At 62.9% G+C, this 19,797-nt stretch carries 22 protein-coding genes; 13 read left to right on the top strand and 9 right to left on the bottom strand.

Annotated elements, in window-relative coordinates:
• Positions 1 to 5: 5 nt before the first annotated feature.
• A complete protein-coding gene (locus tag IB277_RS24225) occupies positions 6 to 794 on the bottom strand; it encodes an NAD(P)-dependent oxidoreductase (protein WP_060520899.1) in 789 nt (262 codons plus the stop codon).
• A 299-nt stretch (positions 795 to 1,093) separates the two neighbouring features.
• Here IB277_RS24225 and kdgD point away from each other — a divergent pair, with 299 nt between their 5' ends.
• The 6 genes from kdgD (at position 1,094) to IB277_RS24195 (ending at position 7,018) form a co-directional block, all read left to right on the top strand.
• Positions 1,094 to 2,005, top strand: coding sequence for a 5-dehydro-4-deoxyglucarate dehydratase (kdgD, locus tag IB277_RS24220; protein ID WP_089046333.1), 912 nt, complete (start codon positions 1,094 to 1,096; stop codon positions 2,003 to 2,005).
• 20 nt (positions 2,006 to 2,025) lie between these two features.
• A complete protein-coding gene (locus IB277_RS24215; protein ID WP_192371974.1) occupies positions 2,026 to 3,168 on the top strand; it encodes a mandelate racemase/muconate lactonizing enzyme family protein in 1,143 nt (380 codons plus the stop codon).
• On the top strand, positions 3,165 to 4,037 hold the full coding sequence (locus IB277_RS24210) for an amidohydrolase family protein (RefSeq protein ID WP_246812815.1): 873 nt from the start codon (positions 3,165 to 3,167) through the stop codon (positions 4,035 to 4,037). The genes IB277_RS24215 and IB277_RS24210 overlap by 4 nt, the downstream gene beginning before the upstream one ends.
• Before the next feature lie 121 nt (positions 4,038 to 4,158).
• A complete protein-coding gene (locus IB277_RS24205) occupies positions 4,159 to 5,136 on the top strand; it encodes a TRAP transporter substrate-binding protein (RefSeq protein WP_060520509.1) in 978 nt (325 codons plus the stop codon).
• Positions 5,137 to 5,215: 79 nt separating this feature from the next.
• The gene (locus IB277_RS24200; protein WP_192371973.1) at positions 5,216 to 5,737 is read left to right on the top strand and encodes a TRAP transporter small permease; all 522 of its coding nucleotides are present in this window, start codon (positions 5,216 to 5,218) and stop codon (positions 5,735 to 5,737) included.
• Positions 5,738 to 7,018 (top strand): TRAP transporter large permease, encoded by a 1,281-nt coding sequence (locus IB277_RS24195; RefSeq protein WP_034800061.1) that lies wholly within the window; start codon positions 5,738 to 5,740, stop codon positions 7,016 to 7,018. It begins immediately after the preceding gene.
• Between the two features lie 64 nt (positions 7,019 to 7,082).
• Here IB277_RS24195 and IB277_RS24190 read toward each other — a convergent pair whose 3' ends face one another.
• The 3 genes from IB277_RS24190 to IB277_RS24180 form a co-directional block, all read right to left on the bottom strand.
• Positions 7,083 to 7,415, bottom strand: a complete 333-nt coding sequence (locus IB277_RS24190) for a tetratricopeptide repeat protein (protein WP_034800062.1) — start codon at positions 7,413 to 7,415, stop codon at positions 7,083 to 7,085.
• 25 nt (positions 7,416 to 7,440) lie between these two features.
• Positions 7,441 to 8,034 (bottom strand): flavin reductase family protein, encoded by a 594-nt coding sequence (locus IB277_RS24185; RefSeq protein ID WP_063979538.1) that lies wholly within the window; start codon positions 8,032 to 8,034, stop codon positions 7,441 to 7,443.
• Between the two features lie 150 nt (positions 8,035 to 8,184).
• The gene (locus IB277_RS24180; RefSeq protein WP_060520511.1) at positions 8,185 to 8,793 is read right to left on the bottom strand and encodes a superoxide dismutase; all 609 of its coding nucleotides are present in this window, start codon (positions 8,791 to 8,793) and stop codon (positions 8,185 to 8,187) included.
• A 164-nt stretch (positions 8,794 to 8,957) separates the two neighbouring features.
• Between IB277_RS24180 and IB277_RS24175 the strand changes: the two genes are divergently transcribed.
• Positions 8,958 to 9,569, top strand: coding sequence for a metalloregulator ArsR/SmtB family transcription factor (locus tag IB277_RS24175; RefSeq protein WP_034800063.1), 612 nt, complete (start codon positions 8,958 to 8,960; stop codon positions 9,567 to 9,569).
• 61 nt (positions 9,570 to 9,630) lie between these two features.
• Here IB277_RS24175 and IB277_RS24170 read toward each other — a convergent pair whose 3' ends face one another.
• The 5 genes from IB277_RS24170 to IB277_RS24150 all read right to left on the bottom strand — a co-directional run bounded on the left by IB277_RS24170 (position 9,631) and on the right by IB277_RS24150 (position 12,706).
• Complete coding sequence (locus tag IB277_RS24170) at positions 9,631 to 10,398, bottom strand: 3-hydroxyacyl-CoA dehydrogenase (protein WP_112985970.1); 768 nt, start codon at positions 10,396 to 10,398, stop codon at positions 9,631 to 9,633.
• A 104-nt stretch (positions 10,399 to 10,502) separates the two neighbouring features.
• Positions 10,503 to 10,823: a FliM/FliN family flagellar motor switch protein gene (locus IB277_RS24165; RefSeq protein ID WP_051659531.1), complete on the bottom strand. Its 321-nt coding sequence runs from the start codon at positions 10,821 to 10,823 to the stop codon at positions 10,503 to 10,505.
• A 155-nt stretch (positions 10,824 to 10,978) separates the two neighbouring features.
• A complete protein-coding gene (locus IB277_RS24160) occupies positions 10,979 to 11,335 on the bottom strand; it encodes a hypothetical protein (RefSeq protein ID WP_127890830.1) in 357 nt (118 codons plus the stop codon).
• A gap of 307 nt (positions 11,336 to 11,642) precedes the next feature.
• A complete protein-coding gene (locus tag IB277_RS24155; protein ID WP_034800066.1) occupies positions 11,643 to 11,906 on the bottom strand; it encodes a hypothetical protein in 264 nt (87 codons plus the stop codon).
• Positions 11,903 to 12,706 (bottom strand): DUF899 domain-containing protein, encoded by an 804-nt coding sequence (locus tag IB277_RS24150; protein WP_034800067.1) that lies wholly within the window; start codon positions 12,704 to 12,706, stop codon positions 11,903 to 11,905. Before IB277_RS24150 ends, IB277_RS24155 begins: the two co-directional genes overlap by 4 nt.
• Before the next feature lie 245 nt (positions 12,707 to 12,951).
• On the opposite strand from IB277_RS24150, the gene IB277_RS24145 reads away from it, so the two are divergent.
• From IB277_RS24145 to IB277_RS24120, 6 genes are all read left to right on the top strand, one after another.
• Complete coding sequence (locus IB277_RS24145) at positions 12,952 to 14,796, top strand: phospholipase D-like domain-containing protein (protein WP_112985971.1); 1,845 nt, start codon at positions 12,952 to 12,954, stop codon at positions 14,794 to 14,796.
• A gap of 305 nt (positions 14,797 to 15,101) precedes the next feature.
• Positions 15,102 to 16,274 carry an ABC transporter substrate-binding protein gene (locus tag IB277_RS24140; protein WP_112985972.1) on the top strand — a complete coding sequence of 391 codons (1,173 nt, stop codon included), beginning with the start codon at positions 15,102 to 15,104 and terminating at the stop codon, positions 16,272 to 16,274.
• A gap of 175 nt (positions 16,275 to 16,449) precedes the next feature.
• A complete protein-coding gene (locus IB277_RS24135) occupies positions 16,450 to 17,316 on the top strand; it encodes a branched-chain amino acid ABC transporter permease (RefSeq protein ID WP_060520514.1) in 867 nt (288 codons plus the stop codon).
• A complete protein-coding gene (locus tag IB277_RS24130; protein WP_089046005.1) occupies positions 17,313 to 18,317 on the top strand; it encodes a branched-chain amino acid ABC transporter permease in 1,005 nt (334 codons plus the stop codon). The genes IB277_RS24135 and IB277_RS24130 overlap by 4 nt, the downstream gene beginning before the upstream one ends.
• Positions 18,317 to 19,081, top strand: a complete 765-nt coding sequence (locus IB277_RS24125; RefSeq protein WP_034800071.1) for an ABC transporter ATP-binding protein — start codon at positions 18,317 to 18,319, stop codon at positions 19,079 to 19,081. The genes IB277_RS24130 and IB277_RS24125 overlap by 1 nt, the downstream gene beginning before the upstream one ends.
• Positions 19,062 to 19,778: an ABC transporter ATP-binding protein gene (locus tag IB277_RS24120; RefSeq protein WP_034800072.1), complete on the top strand. Its 717-nt coding sequence runs from the start codon at positions 19,062 to 19,064 to the stop codon at positions 19,776 to 19,778. Before IB277_RS24125 ends, IB277_RS24120 begins: the two co-directional genes overlap by 20 nt.
• Positions 19,779 to 19,797: the final 19 nt, after the last annotated feature.

Genomic DNA, 19,797 nt, shown 5'->3' with positions numbered 1-19,797 from the left:
ATGTCTCAATAAATCGGATCATCGACGAAGGCGCCGCCCTGATAGCGCACGAGAGAGTCGCCCGGCTGCGGCGTGGGGGTGTTTTCGGCGACTTTCTGACGGAAAACTTCGGCATTGTCCTTCGGGCGCCAGCCGAGCCAGGAAACATGCGAATTGTCCCACCAGCCGGCGTCGTTGGCCGAGGCGCCCCAGATGACTGGGCAACCGAGAACCGGCACACGGAAGACGGCCTCCGTCAAGGATACGAAGTCGTCATGGGAAAACCAGGTGGAGAGCATGCGATAGTTGACGGGCTCGGGCAGGCAGGAGCCGATGCGGACCAGGGCGGTCTCCTGGCCGAACTTCTCGAAATACATGCGCGCCAGCGCTTCGCCGAAGCACTTCGACACGCCGTAGAGCCCGTCGGGCCGGTAGGGCGCGTTCGGGCCGAGCCGTTCGCCTTGCGGATAGTAGCCGATCGTGTGGTTGGTGCTGGCAAAGAGGATGCGTGGCTTGTTGTTGGCGCGCGCCGCCTCATAGAGATTGTAGAGGCCGAGAATATTGCCGTCGAGGATTTCCGAGAACGGACGTTCGACCGAAATGCCGCCCAGATGCACGATCGCATCGCATCCGACGACAAGCTCGTTGACGGCGCCCCGGTCGGCCAGGTCGCACTGAACGCATTCCTCGTTTTCACCCGGCGGATCGAGCGGCGCGCGATCTGCTAGACGGATCGTCCTTGCCAATGGCGCCAGCCTTTCGCGCATGACACGGCCCAATTGCCCCGCCGCGCCGGTGATCAGAAGTCGTTCCATCGCCTGTCCCCCCAAGCCGGTGCAGGCGCTCACCGCGATCGATGCGCCCACATATCATATGATACCCGCTAACATATAATACATCTCTATTGCAATGCTTTCGCGATGAGGCGAATTTGTTAAGGAGCGATCTCTTGGCGGCGTTTGGCGCCGAATTTCGGCCTTATGGCATCACGTCGCTTTCGAAGTACAAAGACGACCCACAGATCTTATATGATGACTTGTATTACTACATATTGACATGTGTCTGATGACTTGCTTAGTAGGGCGCGTCGAGTTTTAGGGAGGACCCGCACGAAATGAACCCTGAGCAGATCAAGGCCGCGCTTGGATCGGGCCTGCTTTCGTTCCCGGTGACGCATTTCGATGCGGAGGGTCGGTTTGCGCCGGACAGCTATCGGGCGCATGTCGAGTGGCTGGCCGGCTACAAGGCGCCGGTTCTGTTTGCGGCCGGTGGCACCGGCGAGTTCTTTTCGCTGAAGCCGGACGAGATCCCCGGCATCGTCAGGGCGGCCAAGGACGTTTCCGGCGACACGGCGATCGTCTCGGGCTGCGGCTATGGCACGGAGATGGCGGTCGACATCGCTCGTTCGGTCGAGCGCGTCGGTGCCGACGGCATCCTGCTTCTGCCGCACTATCTGATCGATGCGCCGCAGGAAGGGCTTTATGCCCATGTGAAGACGATCTGCCAGTCGGTCGGCATCGGCGTCATGGTCTATAACCGCGACAACGCGGTGCTGCAGGCCGACACGCTCGCAAGGCTGTGCGACGAATGCCCGAACCTGATCGGCTTCAAGGATGGCACCGGCGACATCGGGCTGGTGCGCCAGGTCACCGCCAAGATGGGCGACCGGCTGATGTATCTCGGTGGCATGCCGACGGCGGAACTGTTTGCCGAGGCCTATCTCGGTGCCGGCTTCACCACCTATTCCTCGGCCGTCTTCAACTTCGTGCCGGGCCTTGCCAATGAGTTCTATGCCGCCCTTCGCGCCGGCGAGCGCGCCACCTGCGAGCGCATCCTCAACGACTTCTTCTATCCGTTCATGGCCATCCGCAACCGCGCCAAGGGCTATGCGGTGTCGGCGATCAAGGCCGGCGTGCGGCTGCAGGGTTTTGATGCCGGTCCGGTGCGTGCGCCGCTGAAAGACTTGACCGAGGAGGAAGTCGCCATGCTCGACGCGCTCATCGGTGCGAACAAGCGTCAGAAATGAGCGTTTTGCGAGGATAGCCCATGAAGATCGTCGCCGTCCGCACCCACCTTCTCGAACATCGGCTGGCCGTGCCGTTCGAAAGCGCCTCCATGCGTTTTGACCGTCGCGCCCATGTGCTGGTCGAGATCGAATGCGACGACGGCACGATCGGCTGGGGCGAGTGCCTCGGCCCGGCGCGGCCGAATGCGGCGGTGGTTGCGGCGTACACGCCCTGGCTGATCGGCCAGGACCCGCGCCAGACGGAAAAGCTCTGGGCGATCCTCTACAACGCGCTGCGCGATCAGGGGCAGCGCGGGCTTGCGGTCACCGCCCTTTCCGGCATCGATATCGCGCTCTGGGATATCAAGGGCAAACACTATCGTGCCTCCGTTTCCATGCTGCTTGGCGGGCGCTGGCGCGAGAGCGTGCGCGCCTATGCGACCGGCAGCTTCAAGCGCGATGGCGTCGACCGGGTCTCCGACAATGCGCTGGAGATGGCCGAGCGCCGGGCGCAAGGCTTCCATGCCTGCAAGATCAAGATCGGCTTCGGCATCGACGAAGACCTGCGTGTCATTCGTGCCGTGCGCGAGGCGATCGGCGACGAGATGCGGCTGATGATCGACGCCAACCACGGCTACACCGTCACCGAGGCGATCCGGCTTGGCAAGGCGGCGGCCGACTACGACATCGACTGGTTCGAGGAGCCGGTCGTGCCGGAACAGCTTTCCGCCTATCGGGCGGTCAGCGCCGGCCAGCCGATCCCGGTTGCCGGCGGCGAGACCTGGCATGGCCGCTATGGCATGTGGCCGGCGATCGAAAGCCGTGCCGTCGACATCCTGCAGCCGGATCTCTGCGGCTGCGGCGGTTTTTCCGAGATGGCGAAGATCACGAGCCTTGCGACGCTGCACGGCGTTCGCATCGTGCCGCATGTCTGGGGCACGGGCGTGCATATCGCTGCCGCGCTGCAGTTCATGGCGGCGATGACGCCGGATCCGGTGCGGGTCAACCCGATCGAGCCGATCCTGGAGTTCGACCGGACGGAAAATCCGTTCCGGCAGGCGGTGCTGAAGGCGCCGATCGAGGCGGTCAACGGTGTCGTTGCCATCCCCGATGCGCCCGGCCTTGGCATCGAGATCGATCGTGACGCGCTCGCCAGGTTCAAGATGCCCGAGAGCGCGCAATGATCGAGCGAACCCTCACCGGCCGCCCGCCTGAACCGCGCTTGCCGACGGGCACGGTCGACGCGCAGATGCACATGTATCTGCCGGGGTTTCCGTCGCTTCCCGGCGGCCCGCCTTTGCCCGTTGAGCCGTTGCCGGATGCTGCCGCCTACCGCCAGGTCATGGACTGGCTCGGCATCGACAGGGTGATCATCACCCAGGGCAACGCCCATCAGAAGGATAACGCCAATCTGCTCGCCTGCCTGGCCGAGATGGGCGATGTCGCGCGCGGCGTCGCCGTCATCGACGAAACCACGTCCGATGCGGACATCGGCGCGCTCAGCGACGCGGGCGTTGTCGGTGCCCGTATCATGGATCTGCCTGGAGGGGCGGTGGGGCTCGATGCGTTGGAAGCGGTCGATGCGCGGGCACATGCGGCAGATTGGATGATAGCCGTGCAGTTCGACGGCAACCGGCTGCTCGACCATCTGCCGCGGCTGGCGCGCATCCGGTCACGCTGGGTGCTCGATCACCACGGCAAGTTCTTTGCCGGCGTCGATCCGGATGGACCGGAGATCGCGGCTCTCTTGAAGATGATTGATCGCGACAATGTCTGGTTCAAGTTCGCCGGCGTCTACGAGAGTTCGCGCGACGGGTGGCCCTATGGGGATGTCGCAGCCGTCTCCAGGAAGATCGCCGCGCATGCGCCAGAGCGCATCGTATGGGGCTCGAACTGGCCGCACAACATGATCCGCAAGACAGAAGACTATCCCGACGATGCACGGCTGGCAGACCTCGTGCTCGGCTGGCTTCCGGACGAACGGGCCAGACATCTGGCTCTCGTCGAGAACCCGGAACGCCTGTTCAAGCTGCCGGCCTTCGCCGCGGTGTAGTTGCCGCGGGTGCTGGGAGGCGCCCGCGGAACCCACAACAAGGAGATTTCGCATGCCGGCCCGGATGGGCAGCAACCCGGTCTTGGGAGAGGCCGAAGCACGACTATAGGAGGAGGAAAACATGAAGAAAATTGCAAGCATGCTTTGCGTCGCCATGGGGCTGGCGTTTGCCGGCACAGCGGCGCAGGCGCAGGAAATCACCCTGCGTTCGGCCGACATCCATCCGGATGGCTACCCGACCGTCGATGCGGTCAAATACATGGGGCAATTGCTCTCCGAGCGCACCAACGGTCGCATCAAGATCGAGGTCATGAACAACGGCGTTCTCGGCGGCGAGAAGGACACGATCGAACAGACCCGCTTCGGCGTCATCGACATGAACCGCGTCAACGCAGCACCCTTCAACAACCTCGTCAAGGAGACGATGGTCCTCGGCATGCCTTTCCTGTTCCGCTCGACGGAACATATGCACAACACAGTCGACGGCCCGATCGGCGACGAAATCCTCGCAGCCTTCGAACCGCATGGCTTGATCGGTCTTGCCTTCTACGATAGCGGCGCGCGTTCCTTCTACACGACCAAGAAGCCGATCGAGAAACTGGCTGACCTGAAAGGCCTGAAGATCCGCGTGCAGCAATCCGATCTCTGGATCGCGATGATGCAGGCCTTCGGCGCCAACCCGACGCCGATGCCGATGGGCGAAGTCTATTCCTCGCTCGAGACGGGCGTCGTCGATGGTGCCGAAAACAACTGGCCATCCTACGAATCCGCCCGCCATTTCGAGGTGGCCAAGAACTATTCTCTGACCGAACATTCGCTCAATCCGGAGATCCTCGTCATTTCCAAGACGAGCTGGGACAAGCTCTCGCCTGAGGATCAGACGCTGCTTCGCCAAGCGGCCAAGGACAGCGTCGGCAAGATGCGCGAGCTTTGGAGCGCGCGCGAAAAGGCTTCCGAGGAGAAGGTCCGCGCTGCCGGTGCGAACGTGATCAAGGTCAACAAGGAGGAGTTCGCAGCCGCGATGGGGCCGGTCTACGACCAGTTCGTCAGCGACCCGAAGCTGAAGGACCTTCTCGAAAGGGTAAAGGCGGTCAAGTGACAGCGGTGAGGCCGGCTCCGGGATCGGGGCCGGCCTTTTCAACTGTTTACCGGATCGCCTTTGCGGAGGAGGAAGAAACATGCGTCGTTTCATGCGGACGATACGTCCGCTTCTAGGCGCGCTGAGCCGCGCTTCGCTCTACATCGCCGGCATCGGCATGGTCGCCATGACCCTGATCGTCGGCTGGCAGGTCTTTGCCCGCTACGTGCTCAACGACTCTCCGAGCTGGTCGGAGCCCTTGGCTCTTCATCTCATGGCCTGGTTCATCATGCTCGGCGCCGCCGTCGGTGTACGCGAAAGCGTGCATCTCGGCCTCGATGTCGTCCGACACGTGATGAAGCCGTCGGTGCAGCTTGCCATGGATCTGGCGAGCCTCGGGCTGATCGTCGTGTTCGGGTTAGCGATGGCCTATTACGGCCTGCTCCTTTCGGCCGGCACCTGGACGGCGACCATTCCGGTTCTCGGATGGCCCGGCGGCGTCGACTTTTTCCCGCTGATCGTCGGTGGCGCCTTGATCGCCCTTTTTGCCGCGGAGCGATTTATCGACCAGTTTCTCGGCGTCGAACTCGCAGCCGATGTCGTCGTGCAGGAGATGGCCTGAATGGCTTACACTATCCTCTTTGGGGTCTTCACCCTCCTGATGCTCATCGGCACGCCGATCGCCTTCTGCCTCGGCATCGCTTCGTTCGCGACCGTGCTCTATCTCGGCCTGCCGCCGGTGGTCGTGTTTCAGCAGCTGAATTCGGGCATGAACGTCTTTGCCATGATGGCGATCCCGTTCTTCATCTTTGCCGGTGACCTGATGGTGCGCGGCGGCATCGCCAACCGGCTGATCCAGTTTGCGGCCGGCCTCGTCGGCCACCTGCGCGGCGGCCTCGGGCAGGTCAATATCGTCGCCTCGACGCTCTTCGGAGGCATCTCCGGCTCGGCGGTGGCTGACGCCTCTGCGGTCGGCGGTCTGATGATCCCGCAGATGGCCAAGCGCGGCTACGACCGCGACTATGCCGTCAACGTCACCGTCAATGCGGCGATTATCGCGCTGATGGTTCCGCCGTCGCACAACATGATCCTCTATTCGATCGCCGCTGGCGGTAATGTTTCGGTTGCCGATCTCTTTACCGCCGGCATCATCCCGGGGCTCTTGCTCGCGCTTGCGCTGATGGTGACGGCCTATGTCGTTGCCAGGCGCCGGGGCTATCCGTCCGAACCGTTTCCTGGCTTTGCCAAGGTCTTCTACTACCTGCTCGCCTCGTTCCCCGGCATCGTGCTGATCGGCATCATCTTTGGCGGCGTGCGCTCCGGCGTCTTCACCGCCACGGAAAGCTCGTGCATTGCCGTGCTCTATGCCTTCCTCGTCGCCATGCTTGTTTATCGCGAGCTGGATTGGACGGGCTTCGTCGAGGCGGTGATGGGGGCGGTGCGCACGACGGCCATGGTGCTGCTCGTCATCGGCATGGCGGCGTCCTTCGGCTGGCTGATGGCGTTCCTTCAGGTGCAGGCATTGATGATCAGTGCGATCGGCGCGATCTCGGAAAACCCGATCATCGTGCTGCTCGTCATCAACATCATCCTTTTGATCCTCGGCACCTTCATGGACATGGCGCCGATGGTGATCATCTGCACGCCAGTGCTGTTGCCCGTGGTCAAGGCCTTCGGCATCGATCCGGTGCATTTCGGTGTGGTGATGATCCTCAATGCCGGCATCGGCCTCAACACGCCGCCGGTCGGAACCGTACTCTTCGTCGGCTGCGCCGTCGGCGGGATATCCATCCGCGAGGCGATGCGCACGATCTGGCCGTTCTTCGGCGCCAGCATCGCAGTGCTGATGGCGGTCACCTACATACCGGCGCTGTCGCTGTGGCTGCCTTCGGTCTTCAAGTGAACTGATCGTTCGCGATATCTCCGGGCTCGGTATATCCGCCGGGCCCGGCCTTTTTCAGGGCTGGCTACTCGTTCCCGTTGGCGGCGAGACACTGCCGCTCCAGGCGTTTCAGGAAGACGCCGATTTCCTTTGCTGCCTGCAGATCGCCCTTCCGCTCGGCGACCGTACGGCCTTCGCGCCAGACCTGAATTGCCTCCTGGTGGCGGCCCAGCTTGAGGAGGATTGCGCCACGCAGTTTCCATGCTGCCGAATAGTCCGGGTCGAAGGCGATCGCCCGCTCCACATGGGCCAAGGCGGTATCGAAGTCCGCCTCCTGGAGGCAGATGCTGCCGAGCGTGAACCGCAAAAGGGCGTCGTCCTTTCCGTCCTGTAAGAGCTTTTCGAGCACTTGCCGCATGGCTTCCTCCTCCGCGATCGCCGCTTCAGGCCGCAGGCTTGCTTGGGGTAAGGGGCGCATGCCCATTGCTCGCCAGCGTCAGCGATCTCGTCCTGTCGAGAGACTGATACCGGCGGCGGCCCCAGATCAAGGGGTCGGCATGAGCAGACGTCTGGGTTGCGACAATTGTTCCCACGAACAGCATATGGTCGCCCACCTCGATCGAAGCGCTGAGCAGGCAGTCGAGCGTGGCAGCCGCGCCGAGCAGCCTTGGCCGTCCGCTCGGCCACTCAGCCCATATGCCGACGAGATAGCGCTTCGACGCTTCGATCTTGCCGGCAAAGGCATCTGCGATCAGCTCCTGGCCCTCAGCCAGCATGGCGAGCGAAAACCCTCGCTCGGCGGCGATCAGCGCGGCAAGCGGACTGTCCGCCTTGATCGAAATGACAATCGACGGCGGGTTGGCAGAGAGCGAGAAGGTCGCCGTCACCGTCCGGCCGAGACTGTCGGGGCCATTGCCGGCGCTCGCCACGCAGACGGTGGCGGCGAGATGCGACAGGGTGTCGGCGAACTCCGGTTTCGACACCGCCAGGTCGGCATGGGCGTCGATGGCGAGGGAGGGCGGAGGTGTCTGGCGCATGGGGCTCGTTCCGAGATGAAATAGCCCGTGGCGGCGGGGAGACGCCACGGGATTTGCAGAAGCCTGAGCTCAGGCGGGGGCGAGCGGCTGCTGCAACTCTTCGACCGATCGGCTCGCGAACTCTTTCCAGCCCGCACCGCCTTCAGTCGGTCAGGCGGACTTGAGCTCCGCTTCGGCAAACTCATAGTTGGCAAGCTTGTCGAGGAAGTTCGACGCGTAGTCCGGGCGACGATTGCGGTAGTCGATGTAATAGGCGTGCTCCCAGACATCGAGGCCGAGCAGCGCCTTGCCTTCATTGGTGGCAACCGGGTTGGAGCCATTGGCGGTCTTCGTCACCTTCAGCTTGCCGTCCTGGCCGAGCACCAGCCAGGCCCAGCCCGAACCGAACTGGCCGGTGGCGGCTGCCTTGAAGGCATCCTTGAAGGCAGCGACGCTGCCGAAATCTTCGGTGATCTTCTTATCGAGCACGCCGGGGATCTGACCGCCCTTCGGCGAAAGGTTGTTCCAGAACAGGATGTGGTTCCAGTGCTGGCCGGCATTGTTGAAGACCGGGGCGAGTTCCGCCTTGCCGTGGCTGAGGCGAATGATTTCTTCCAGCGACAGGCCTGCAAGCGAGGCGTCCTTCTCGACGAAGCCGTTGAGCGCCGTGACATAGGCCTGGTGATGCTTGCCGTGGTGAAACTCGATCGTCTCGGCGCTCATGCCGTTTTCGGCAAGTGCTGCGGCGGCGTAGGGAAGGGCGGGAAGTTCGAAGGCCATGGTCAAATCCTTTGCGGGCGGGGCACTCTCGGATCACTTGTCTGCGAACGGAGGAGAGTGTATTTAGCAAGACAATTCTTTGTAAATCTGCGCGCGGGAATATGTCAAGCGATCCCTTGTTAAATCCAGAGCAAAGCGCCGGCCGCACCCCGGGCGAGCGCATCATGCTTGCACTCAAGCTACACGGACCGCAGACCGCGACAGCGCTCGGCAAACGTCTGGCGATCACCGGCGAGGCCGTGCGCCAGCAGTTGGTGCGTCTCGCCGAGGAGGGGCTGGCCACGTCGTGGTCCGAGGCAAAAGGCGTCGGTCGTCCGTCGCAGTTCTGGGGGCTGACGGCTGCCGGCCACGCGGAGTTTCCCGATACGCATGCAGAGCTGACCGTCCAGTTGTTGCGCACCATCCGGCAGACGCTTGGCGAGGACGCGATCGACCGGCTGATCGCCGCGCGTGAGGACGAGACGCGCCAGAACTATCGTGCGGCGATGGTGGAGAAAGAGAGCCTGCGCGAACGGGTGGACGTGCTCGTTCGATTGCGGTCACAGGAAGGCTATATGGCCGCCTGCGAGGATCCGGGCGACGGCACGCTGCTGTTCGTCGAGAACCATTGTCCGATCTGTGCCGCCGCGACCAACTGCCAGGGCTTCTGCAGGGCAGAATTGAGCGTGTTTCGGGCGGTGCTCGGCCCCGGTGTCGAGGTCGAGCGCGCCGAGCACATTCTGGCCGGCGCGCGACGTTGTGCCTATGTGGTCAAGTCGGCCGACCGGGCCGCCTGATCGTGCCAAAGGAACGCTCTGGCACGCGCCCGGTCGTCGGGCGCCACCAGCTCCGATCGTGTCAGCGCGCGCCCATGCGCAGGGCGCCGTCGAGGCGGATGACTTCGCCGTTCAGCATGCGGTTTTCGCAGATGTGCTGCACGAGTGCCGCGAATTCGTCCGGTTTGCCAAGGCGCTGCGGGAAGGGCACGCTCTTGCCGAGCGAATCCTGCACTTCCTGCGGCATGCCGGCCATCATCGGTGTTTCGAAGATGCCCGGCGCAATGGCGACGACGCGAATGCCGTGGCGCGCGAGTTCGCGCGCAATCGGCAGGGTCATCGAGACGACGCCGCCCTTGGAAGCGGCATAGGCCGCCTGGCCGATCTGGCCATCGAAGGCGGCGACCGATGCGGTATTGACGATCACCCCGCGCTCACCATCCTCGCCGGGCTCTTCCCGCTGGATCGCCTCTGAGGCGAGCCGCAGCATGTTGAAGGTGCCGATGAGGTTGATCGCGACCGCGCGCGAAAAGCTTTCAAGCCGGTGCGGACCGTCGCGCCCGAGCACCTTTTCCCCCGGCGCGATGCCGGCGCAGTTCACCAGGCCGTGCAGATGTCCGAAGCGATCGAGAGCCGCTGCCACTGCGGCGGCGCCATCGACCTCGCTGGTGACATCCGTCTTCTGGAAAAGCGCGTTGCTGCCAAGCTCCTCGGCCATCTGCTGGCCGGCTGCGGCGTTGACGTCGGCGAGAACCACGCGGGCACCCTCGCCATGCAGCTGCCGCGCGACGGCCGCACCCAGACCCGAACCGCCACCGGTAACGATAAAGACTTTTCCATCGATCAGCATATGAGGCTCCTCCCGTACCGGATCGTGTCGTTGAACTATCGACATAGCCTTGCTGGCTGTGGAAGCCAAGTTCCGCTGACGACGGCGGCCTTACGCGTCGGAGCCTATTGGGCGCCGATCGGGGAGATTTCGATGATCTTGATGCCGATGGCGTTGGTGGCTTCGTCGAAGACGATTTCGCCGCGGCCGATCACCATGCCGTTGACCTTGAGTTCCACCGGTTCGCCGAAGTTGCGATCGAGATGGATCGTGTCGTCCTGATGGAGTTTCGAGATCTGCGACACCGTCAGCTTGGCGCGCCCGATCACCGCTTCGATCGCGAGAGGAATTCCCTGGACTGCGCGCTCGCTCATGACAGAACGGCCTTCGAACGCAGGGCTTTCGTCGAGCTCGACCAGCTCATCCTGTAGCTTCTTGTTAATCATTCTGCACCATCCAAAGCACTGATTCACGACTCTTTAACAAAGAGTTGCGCCAGTTCGCCCTGGGTAGCAACCGTGGCTAAATGGGGGTTCCCCGTGCCTTGCAAGCGAGCGTTAACAAAGCGTTAACATCCACAATTCGGAGGCGGTGAAAGCTGTCAAAGCGTCACCGCAGCCCAGTTTCCGTCCCGTTTTTGGAATCCGATCATGCGGCGGCCATTCGGCAATTTGTCGCCGAGTCGCACGACATAGACGTAACCCTCGTAGACCATCAGCCCGCGATCGCCGTCACTGAACAGGATCTGGAAATTCGGCGACTGCATCATCGCGGCGTCGACTTCAGCGCCGGTCACAGCCGGGGCAATCGCTGCGATCTCCGACGAAGGCTCTTTCGCTCCACTCAAATAGTAGAGCGATGCCGCAGCGGCTATAACGAAAAGCAGCAGGGCGCCCGCCAAAGGCAACGGGCGGCTCTTGAAACGTGTCGGGTTCGGTTGAGAGGCGGCAACACTCAAGGTCAACTTCCTGATTCGCTGTATTTTCCGAACGGATCCGGCCACAGGTGGAAAGCGACTGATTTCTCCTGCCGATACAAGGGCCGGAGATCTTGCCAAATCTACCTAGTGGAACCGTTCCGTACTTCAAGCTGAGAAGTCACTTGCTTCTCCGACTCGGGCAGCATGCCCACTCGCCGATTTCAGGGACATATGCCCATCGGCGTTTCCACATCTTTTGCGTGCCGTGCGACAATAGCATGTCGACGGATGATTTTTCAGCTCCCGACGCCCGCAACTGACAGGCGCCGGGGGCGAGGCCGATCCCTCAGCCCTTTCTGATGTCGATCAGTTTCAGCCAGGGCTGAAGGTGAAAGGCGCCCATCAGCAGATACATGGCGGTCATCCCGCCGATCACAGTTTGTCCGGCGCCGCTACACAGCATCGGATCGGCCCCGGCGGTTCCCATGTTGGAAAGAACCGCCATCAGGGCGAAGGTGGGGGCGGCGGCAAGCGCCAACCCCGCAGCTACCAAACGGGCGAGGGAGGGCGCCCGCCCGTCGCGCTCACCGGAGCGGGCGCCGATGCTCATGGCTTCGCGCTCGTGTCGGAGGCGCGCATCGCGGCCTCGCCGGCATCCGATACTTCGACCCATCTTTTGTCGGGGGCAGCGCCTTCAACGTAGCTGTCGTTCCAGTTCCACCACTTGTAGGTCGGGGTCTGCGGATATCCGGCCGGCGAATCCTCCCACACTTCCTGTCGGCCGAGCGGGGTGATGTCGAGATAGTTCCAGGTGCTACCCATCTGTTCGTCGCCGCGGCTGTTGACGAGGTAGGTGCGAAACAGCTCTTCGCCGTCGCGGAAGAAGACATTGTGGCCGTGCCACTCGCCCACGTCGAAATCAGCATCGAAGCTGTCGGTGATGGTGTACCAGGGCATGGTCCAGCCCATCCGTGCCTTCAGCCTGGCAATATCCGCCTGCGGGGCGCGCGAGGCAAAGACCAGGGTCGTGTCACGGGCGTTAAGGTGCGACAGATGCGCAACCTGATCGGCGACCATCGAGCAGCCCCGGCAGCCGTGATCGGGCCAGCCATGCACGCCCGGTTCGTAGAAGGCGCGGTAGACGATCAACTGGCGCCGGCCGGCAAAGAGGTCAAGCAGGCTCGCCTTGCCGTCGGAGCCCTCGAACACGTAGTTCTTGGTCACGGCCGTCCAGGGCATCCGCCGACGCTCGGCGGCCAACGCATCGCGGGCGCGGGTGTGCGCCTTTTCCTTTACCAGCATTTCCTGCCGGGCCGCTTCCCATGCCTGTGCCGAAACCACCGGCGGCTTCTGCATCGTCGACTGGGCGTCCGCGCGTCCGTTCTCGCGTTTCTCGATCGTCTGGGTCATGGTGCTGTGTCTCCTCGTTTCAGCAAAACTTCTCAACGCAAGGCCGATGCCTTGCAGTCCTGAGCAGCTTGACACCGCAAGAGGATCGGCGGGAGTAACAAGTGTGGCGGTGTTTTCGAGCCGGAGCCGCTGCCACTGCGCAGCGGCGCGGGAGTTTGCCGATCAAGCTCCTTTGTAGTTGTCGCTGTTGTAATTCCTCGAAGTTGAGCGAGTATGCTTGTCGCAACCACGCGCGGGAGGACGGCATGCATTTCGTTTCGGATGCGGTTGGCGGGTACAAGGTCTTCGCCGTGTCGGGGGTCAATACGGTTTCGTTCGCGATAGACTATCGCAACGCCGACACCGCGGGGCTTCTCGGTTTTGCGGTCGAGCGGCATGATCCAACGGAAGGCGAGCGGTACTACATGTACGGCTTCAAGGTCTTCGAAACGGTGATCTCCCATCCCAATGAGGATACCGTCGTTCTGACCTACGACCATCCCGTTCAGAGTTTCGTCTGGGATGACTTCACGGCCAAGCCCGGTCGGCGTTACGACTATTACTTCCATCCGCTGACGGGTATGGCGAAGAACATCGACCGGTCAGCACCTGCCATCAGAATCGGTATCAAAACCGAACCGCTCTTCAGTGAGGAGACGCACGACGTTTTCTTCAACCGCGGTGTCGCGAGCAGCCAGGCCTACCGACGCCGTTTCGGAAACAAGCCGCCGGACAAGCTGGAAACGCCGGAAAAGACGCTCGAGGCGCTGCAGTGGCTGAGCCGGGACCTTGACGAAGCACTGCTGCGTTTCATCGACCAGGCGGAAGCGGGGGACACGCTGCTCGGCTGCTTCTATGAATTCAGATATCGCCCCGTCGTGGAAAGGCTGAAGGCCGCCTTCGAGCGCGGCGTCGTCGTGAGGCTCGTGCTCGACGCGAAGGAAAATGCCTATACCGACAAGAAGGGCAAGTTCCACGAGAGCTTTCCGCGCGAGGAGAACAAGGAAATCGTCCGCACCGTAGGGCTTCCGAAGGCGGCGATCGCGCGGTGGCGGGAGAACAATCCCGCCGACATACAGCACAACAAGTTCATGGTGCTGCTCCCCAAGGATCCGGGCCGAAAGGCGCAGGTTTGGACAGGCTCGACGAACCTGTCGATGGGCGGCGTGCATGGCCAGACCAATGTCGGGCATTGGGTCCGCGACGCCGATCTCGCCAAGGCATTTGAAACATACTGGACACTGCTTGCCGGCGACCCTGGTGCGGCAAAAACCGACAATCCTGCCGCGAGCAGGTCAAAGCGAAAAGCCTTTCGCAAGGCGGTCTCTGACCTTGCCGAGGTGCCGCATGCGCCCGCGGATGTTTCAAGCGGCGTGACCTCGATCTTCAGTCCGCGTGCCGGAAGCGCCGTTCTGGATATGTATGTGAGGGCGCTGGACGAGGCGCGGTCCTATGGCGGCGTGACACTCGCCTTCGGGATCAACGATCGCTTCAAGCAGGCGTTTCTCGACAATAGTGCCCAGTCCGGCGTGCATCCGGTGCTCTTCCTCCTCCTGGAAAAGCGCGACCAGCCTAAGGCCAAGGCGAAGAAGCCGTTCATTCCGCTGACGGCGCGACAGAACGTCTATCAGGCCTGGGGATCCTATCTGCGCGATCCGGTCTATCAGTGGGCGCGGGAAACCAATGCGCGGGCGCTCGGGCTCAACAATCACGTCGCCTATGTGCATTCCAAGTTTCTGCTCGCCGATCCCCTTGGCGCGGATCCAATGGTCGTCACCGGTTCGGCGAACTTCTCGGACGCGTCGACCAACGACAACGACGAGAACATGCTGCTCATCCGTGGCGATCGGCGCGCGGCCGACATCTACTTCACGGAGTTCAATCGGCTGTTCAACCACTATTATTTCCGCTCTGTCCGGGAGGCGACAGCAAAGAAGAAGTCCGACCGGGACAAGGCGGCGCGCGTGGGGACATCCGAGGGAGCCGCGGCCAGTCTGTTCCTCGATGAAACTGGCGAGTGGCTGAAGAAGTACAAGCCCGGCAAGCTGCGAGCCAAACGCGTTCAGGTCTTCATCGACATGGCGCAGCCGGAAAATCTGCCGCCGATCTAGGTCTGCGGCGGCGATACGCCCCGAACCTGCGATTGCGCCGCCACCGTGTCGTTTGCTGCTCCCCTGTTGATCGCAGTGGGCTGGCGCGGGCACCGGAAGGTGCGTGTCATGGGCTGGGGATTTCGGTGCACTCGGCTGGCCGAGGCGCGCTGCCTGTGTCAAAACATAACCCCTAAATTATGATTGGCACCCCATATTTCATTTTTACATCACCGTTTGGCATGGCAAGCTGACAACCATCAAATCGACAGTCGTTTGCGACGAGGATGCGGGCTCGGGAGTGGCCGGCATCTCAGGGAGGAAATATGAAGTGGATGATTCTGGCTGCGGTTGCGGCTTTGGCAATGAGCAGTGCTGCCTATGCCGACACGATCAAGATCGGTGTCGTCGGACCGTTCTCCGGCCCCTTCGCGCTGCAGGGCAAGAACTTCAAGGCTGGCATCGACGCCTATATGGCGCTGAACGGCAGCAAGGTCGGCGACGACGATATCGAGATCATCTACCGCGACGTGCCGCAGGCCGATCCCGCCCAGTCAAAGGCGCTGGCCCAGGAACTGGTGGTCAAGGAAGGCGTGCAGTACCTCGCCGGCTTCTACTTCACCCCGGATGCCATGGCGGTCACGCCGCTGCTCACCCAGGCGAATGTGCCGCTCGTCATCATGAACGCGGCGACCTCGGCGATCGTCACCAAAAGCCCGCTCGTCGTGCGCACCTCGTTCACCACCTGGCAGACCTCGACGCCGATCGCCAAGGTTGCCAAGGACGCGGGTGTTTCCAAGGTGATCTCCGTCGTCAGCGACTACGGCCCGGGTGTGGACGCCGAGAACGCCTTCAAGACGGGCTTCGAAGCGGCCGGCGGCCAGGTGGTCGAAGCGATCCGCATGCCGCTTGCGACCAACGACTTTTCCCCAATCATGCAGCGCATCAAGGATTCGGGCGCGGAAGGCGTCTTCGCCTTCCTGCCGTCCGGCCCGACGACGCTCGGCTTCGTCAAGGCCTTCAAGGAAAACGGCCTGAAGGACGGCGGCATCAAGTTCTTTGCGCCCGGCGACCTCACGCAGGAATCCGATTTGCCTGCTCTCGGTGAGGCGGCGCTCGGCATTCAGACGACCTTCCACTACGCCGTCTCGCACGACTCGCCGGAGAACAAGGCCTTTGTCCAAGCGGCGAGCAAGGCGATCGGCAACCCGGCGGAACTCTCGTTCCCCTCGGTCGGAGCCTATGACGGCATGCATGTGATTTACAAGATGATTGAGGCGACCGGCGGCGAGCAGGATGCGGCCAAGGCCGTGGAAGCCGTGAAAGGCCTCTCTTGGGTCAGCCCGCGTGGTCCGGTGACGATCGATCCGGAATCGCGTCACATTACCCAGAACATCTATCTGCGCGAGGTCGCCAAGGCCGATGACGGCACCTATTACAACAAGGAAATCCAGACCTTCGAGAAGCAGGGCGACCCCGGTCTCGCTGCGCTGAAGTAGTCGACTTGGGCGGGCGCTGAGCGCCCACCGACACTGATGATGCGTTGACCGGTTGCTTTTGAGCGACCGGCGCGCCTGCGGCGCCTCGAATGCTGGCGCCTGACTGCCGCTCCGCGCATAGTGCGCACCGAATCCGGCGCAGCCAAATTTGGAAGAAAGGGCAACGGATAGCCCCATGCAAACCGTCCTCAGCATTGCGATCGACGCCCTTGCCTATGGCATGGTGCTCTTCGTCATCTCCATCGGCCTTTCGGTCACCATGGGCCTGATGCGCGTGGTCAACCTGGCGCATGGCGCCTTTGCCATGATCGGCGGTTACATCGCCTCCTATGCAGCGCGCGATTTGGGTCTTGCCTACGGCTTTGCCGTGCTGCTCGCGATCTTCGGCACCATCATCATCGCCGTGCCGATCGAGCGGCTGCTCTATAGGCGGATCTACGGCGCACCGGAACTGACCCAGGTGCTGATGACCATTGGTATCACGTTCTGCATCATCGGCATCGCCAACTATGTCTTCGGCCCGACGCTGAAGACGGTGCCGCTGCCTGGCGAATTGCAGGGATCCGTCGACCTCGGCTTCCGGGCAATCGCCACCCATCGCATCTTTGCGATCGTCTGCGGCCTCGTGGTTGCAGCCGGTCTCTGGTACGCGATCGAAAAGACCGCCTTCGGCGTCAAGCTGCGGGCCTCGGTTGACAACGCGGCAATGGCGGCCGCCCTCGGTGTGCGCACGGAAATCGTCTATGCGGTGAGCTTTGCGGTTGCCGTCGGACTTGCCGCCTTCGGCGGCGTGGTGGGGGCGGAACTTCTTCCGGTCGAACCCTATTACGCGTTGCGTTACATGGTGACGTTCCTGGTCGTCGTCTCCGTCGGCGGCGCCGGGTCTATCCCGGGCGCGCTCGTTGCCTGCCTGCTGCTCGGCGCGATCGATACGACCGGCCGTTATCTCATGCCGGAATTCGGTGAATTCTTCTTCTATCTGGCCGTGATCGCGATCATCTGCGTGTTCCCGCGCGGGCTCGCCGGGAGGGCCAAGGGATGACCATGACGACGACGAACGACTTGATCGCGACCGCTCCGGTGCGCCGACGGTTTGGCGGTGGGGACCTCATAGGTCTGGCCGTTATCCTGCTGGTCGCGGTGGTCGGCTACTTCCTCTTTCCCAACAATCTGGCTCTTCTGACCCGGATCATCGCAGCCGCTCTGTTGGTGCTGTCGCTCGATCTCGTCACCGGCTATTGCGGTGTCGCGACGCTCGGGCACGCGGCCCTCTTCGGCGCCGGCGCCTATGCCGCGGGCATCGCCTCGGCGCATTACGGCATCAACGATCCGCTGGCGATGCTGGCCTTCGGCATTGTTGCCGGGGCGGTGGCGGGACTTATCTGCGGGGTCGTCATTCTGCGTGCGCACGGGCTGCCGCAACTGGTGCTGTCGATCGCGCTCATCCATCTCTTCCACGAGTTCGCCAACAAGGCCTCCTCCTGGACCGGTGGCAGCGACGGGCTCTCCGGCATTGCGCCGACGGCACTTCTCGGACTCTACGAGTTCGATCTCTGGGGCCGCACGGCCTATGTCTTCGGCGTGGCGCTGCTTGCCATCGTCTTCGTCGTGCTGCGACTGATCGTGCGCTCGCCCTTCGGCATGTTGTGCCGCGGCATCAAGGAGGACCCTGTCCGCATCCGCTCGATGGGGGCGTCGCCGAAGTTCGCGCTCACGAAAATGTATGTCATCTCCGGTGCCGTTGCCGGCGTCGGCGGCGCGCTGAATGCGATCTCCACCCAGGTCGTCGGCCTCGACAGCCTCTCCTTTACGATGTCTGCCGAAAGCCTCGTCATGCTGGTGCTCGGGGGTACGGGCTCGTTGTTCGGTGCGCTCACGGGCACTGTCGTCTTCATGTTTTTCGAGGACGTGGTCTCGGCGGCCAATCCCTTCCACTGGCTGACGATGGTGGGCGCGCTGTTGATCGCCGTCGTGCTCTTCGCGCCGAAGGGCATCTATGGCACCGCGGCTGCGTTCTTTGCCCGCCGCAAGGAGGCACAGTGATGCAGCCGATCTTCGAAGTCCGCAACTTGAAGCGCGCCTTCGGCGGGCTCGCGGTCACCAATGACGTCAGCCTCAGCATGGCGCCGGGCGACCGGGTCGCGCTGATCGGGCCGAACGGCGCCGGCAAGACGACGTTCGTCAATCTCGTGACCGGCAATCTCAAGCCGGATTCCGGCGAGGTGCGTATCGGTGGCGAGGTGGTGACCGGTATCGACGCCATCGGTCGGGTGCGAAGGGGGCTCGTTCGCTCGTTTCAGGTGACGCGGCTCTTTGCCGATATGACACCTTCCGAACATGTTGCGCTCGCTGTCCTGCAACGCACTGGCCGCGCCGGTCGTCTGTTCGGCAATTTTCTGGGCATGCCGGACGTCATGGCCGAGGTGGCAGACCTTCTCGGCAAGCTCGGGCTTCGGGAACTGATGCACCGCAAGGTGAGCGAGATCGCCTACGGTCAGCAACGCTTGCTGGAGATCGCCGTTGCGCTGGCGCTGAAGCCGCGGGTGCTGCTGCTCGACGAGCCCGCCGCCGGCGTGCCGCAGAGCGACACCGGCCGGATCGAGCAGGCACTGGCCGACCTGCCAGCCGATCTCGCCGTCTTGATGATTGAGCACGACATGGATCTCGTCTTCCGCTTTGCCAAGCGCGTCGTCGTGCTGGCCGCCGGCGCGATCATCTTCGACGGTTCGCCGTCTGACGTGACGAAGGATCTGCGCGTGCGGGAAGCCTATCTGGGGAGCTATGCCAATGCCAGCCACGCCGCTTGAGGTGGAAAACCTGTCCGCCGGCTATGGGCCGACGCGGGTGCTCGAAGACGTATCCTTTGCCGTTCCGGCAGGTACCCGGCTTGCAGTGCTCGGTCGCAACGGCATGGGCAAGACGACGCTGCTTGCGACACTGGCCGGCCAGACACGGCGCTACGACGGTCGCATCCGCATGGGCGGGACGGACGTGACCGGGCTGCCAAGTGCTGCGCGCGCCATGCAGGGGCTCGGCTTCGTGCCGCAGGCGCGCTGCGTCTTCCCGACGCTGACCGTGGAGGAAAACCTGTTCGTCGGCCTCAAGAACCGCCCGAAAAGTGCGATCCAGGAAGCCTACGACATGTTCCCGCGTCTCTTCGAGCGCCGGCGCAATCTCGGCAGCCAGCTCTCAGGCGGCGAACAGCAGATGCTGTCGACGGCACGCTCCATCCTCGGCCGTCCGTCGATCCTGTTGCTCGACGAACCGCTGGAGGGCCTGGCCCCCGTTATCTGCGAAGAGCTGATGAAGGCGTTTGCCGAACTGGCAAAGACCGGCGACATGACGATTGTCTTGGTCGAACAGCGCATTCAGAGCGCGCTCGACTTTGCCGACCGGGTGATCGTGCTCGAACGCGGCCGGATCGCCTGGACCGGAACGCCGGAAGCGCTGGCGGGAGATCACGATGCCGTCGAGCGGCTGCTCGGCGTCGGCGGGCTCCACTGACCACGCGGTCGGTTGTGGC

The organism is Ensifer sp. ENS07 (assembly GCF_014852185.1).
Classification (GTDB): domain Bacteria; phylum Pseudomonadota; class Alphaproteobacteria; order Rhizobiales; family Rhizobiaceae; genus Ensifer; species Ensifer adhaerens.
Note: the sequence above shows the minus strand (reverse complement) of the source record. Positions and strands in the feature narration are given on the sequence as shown.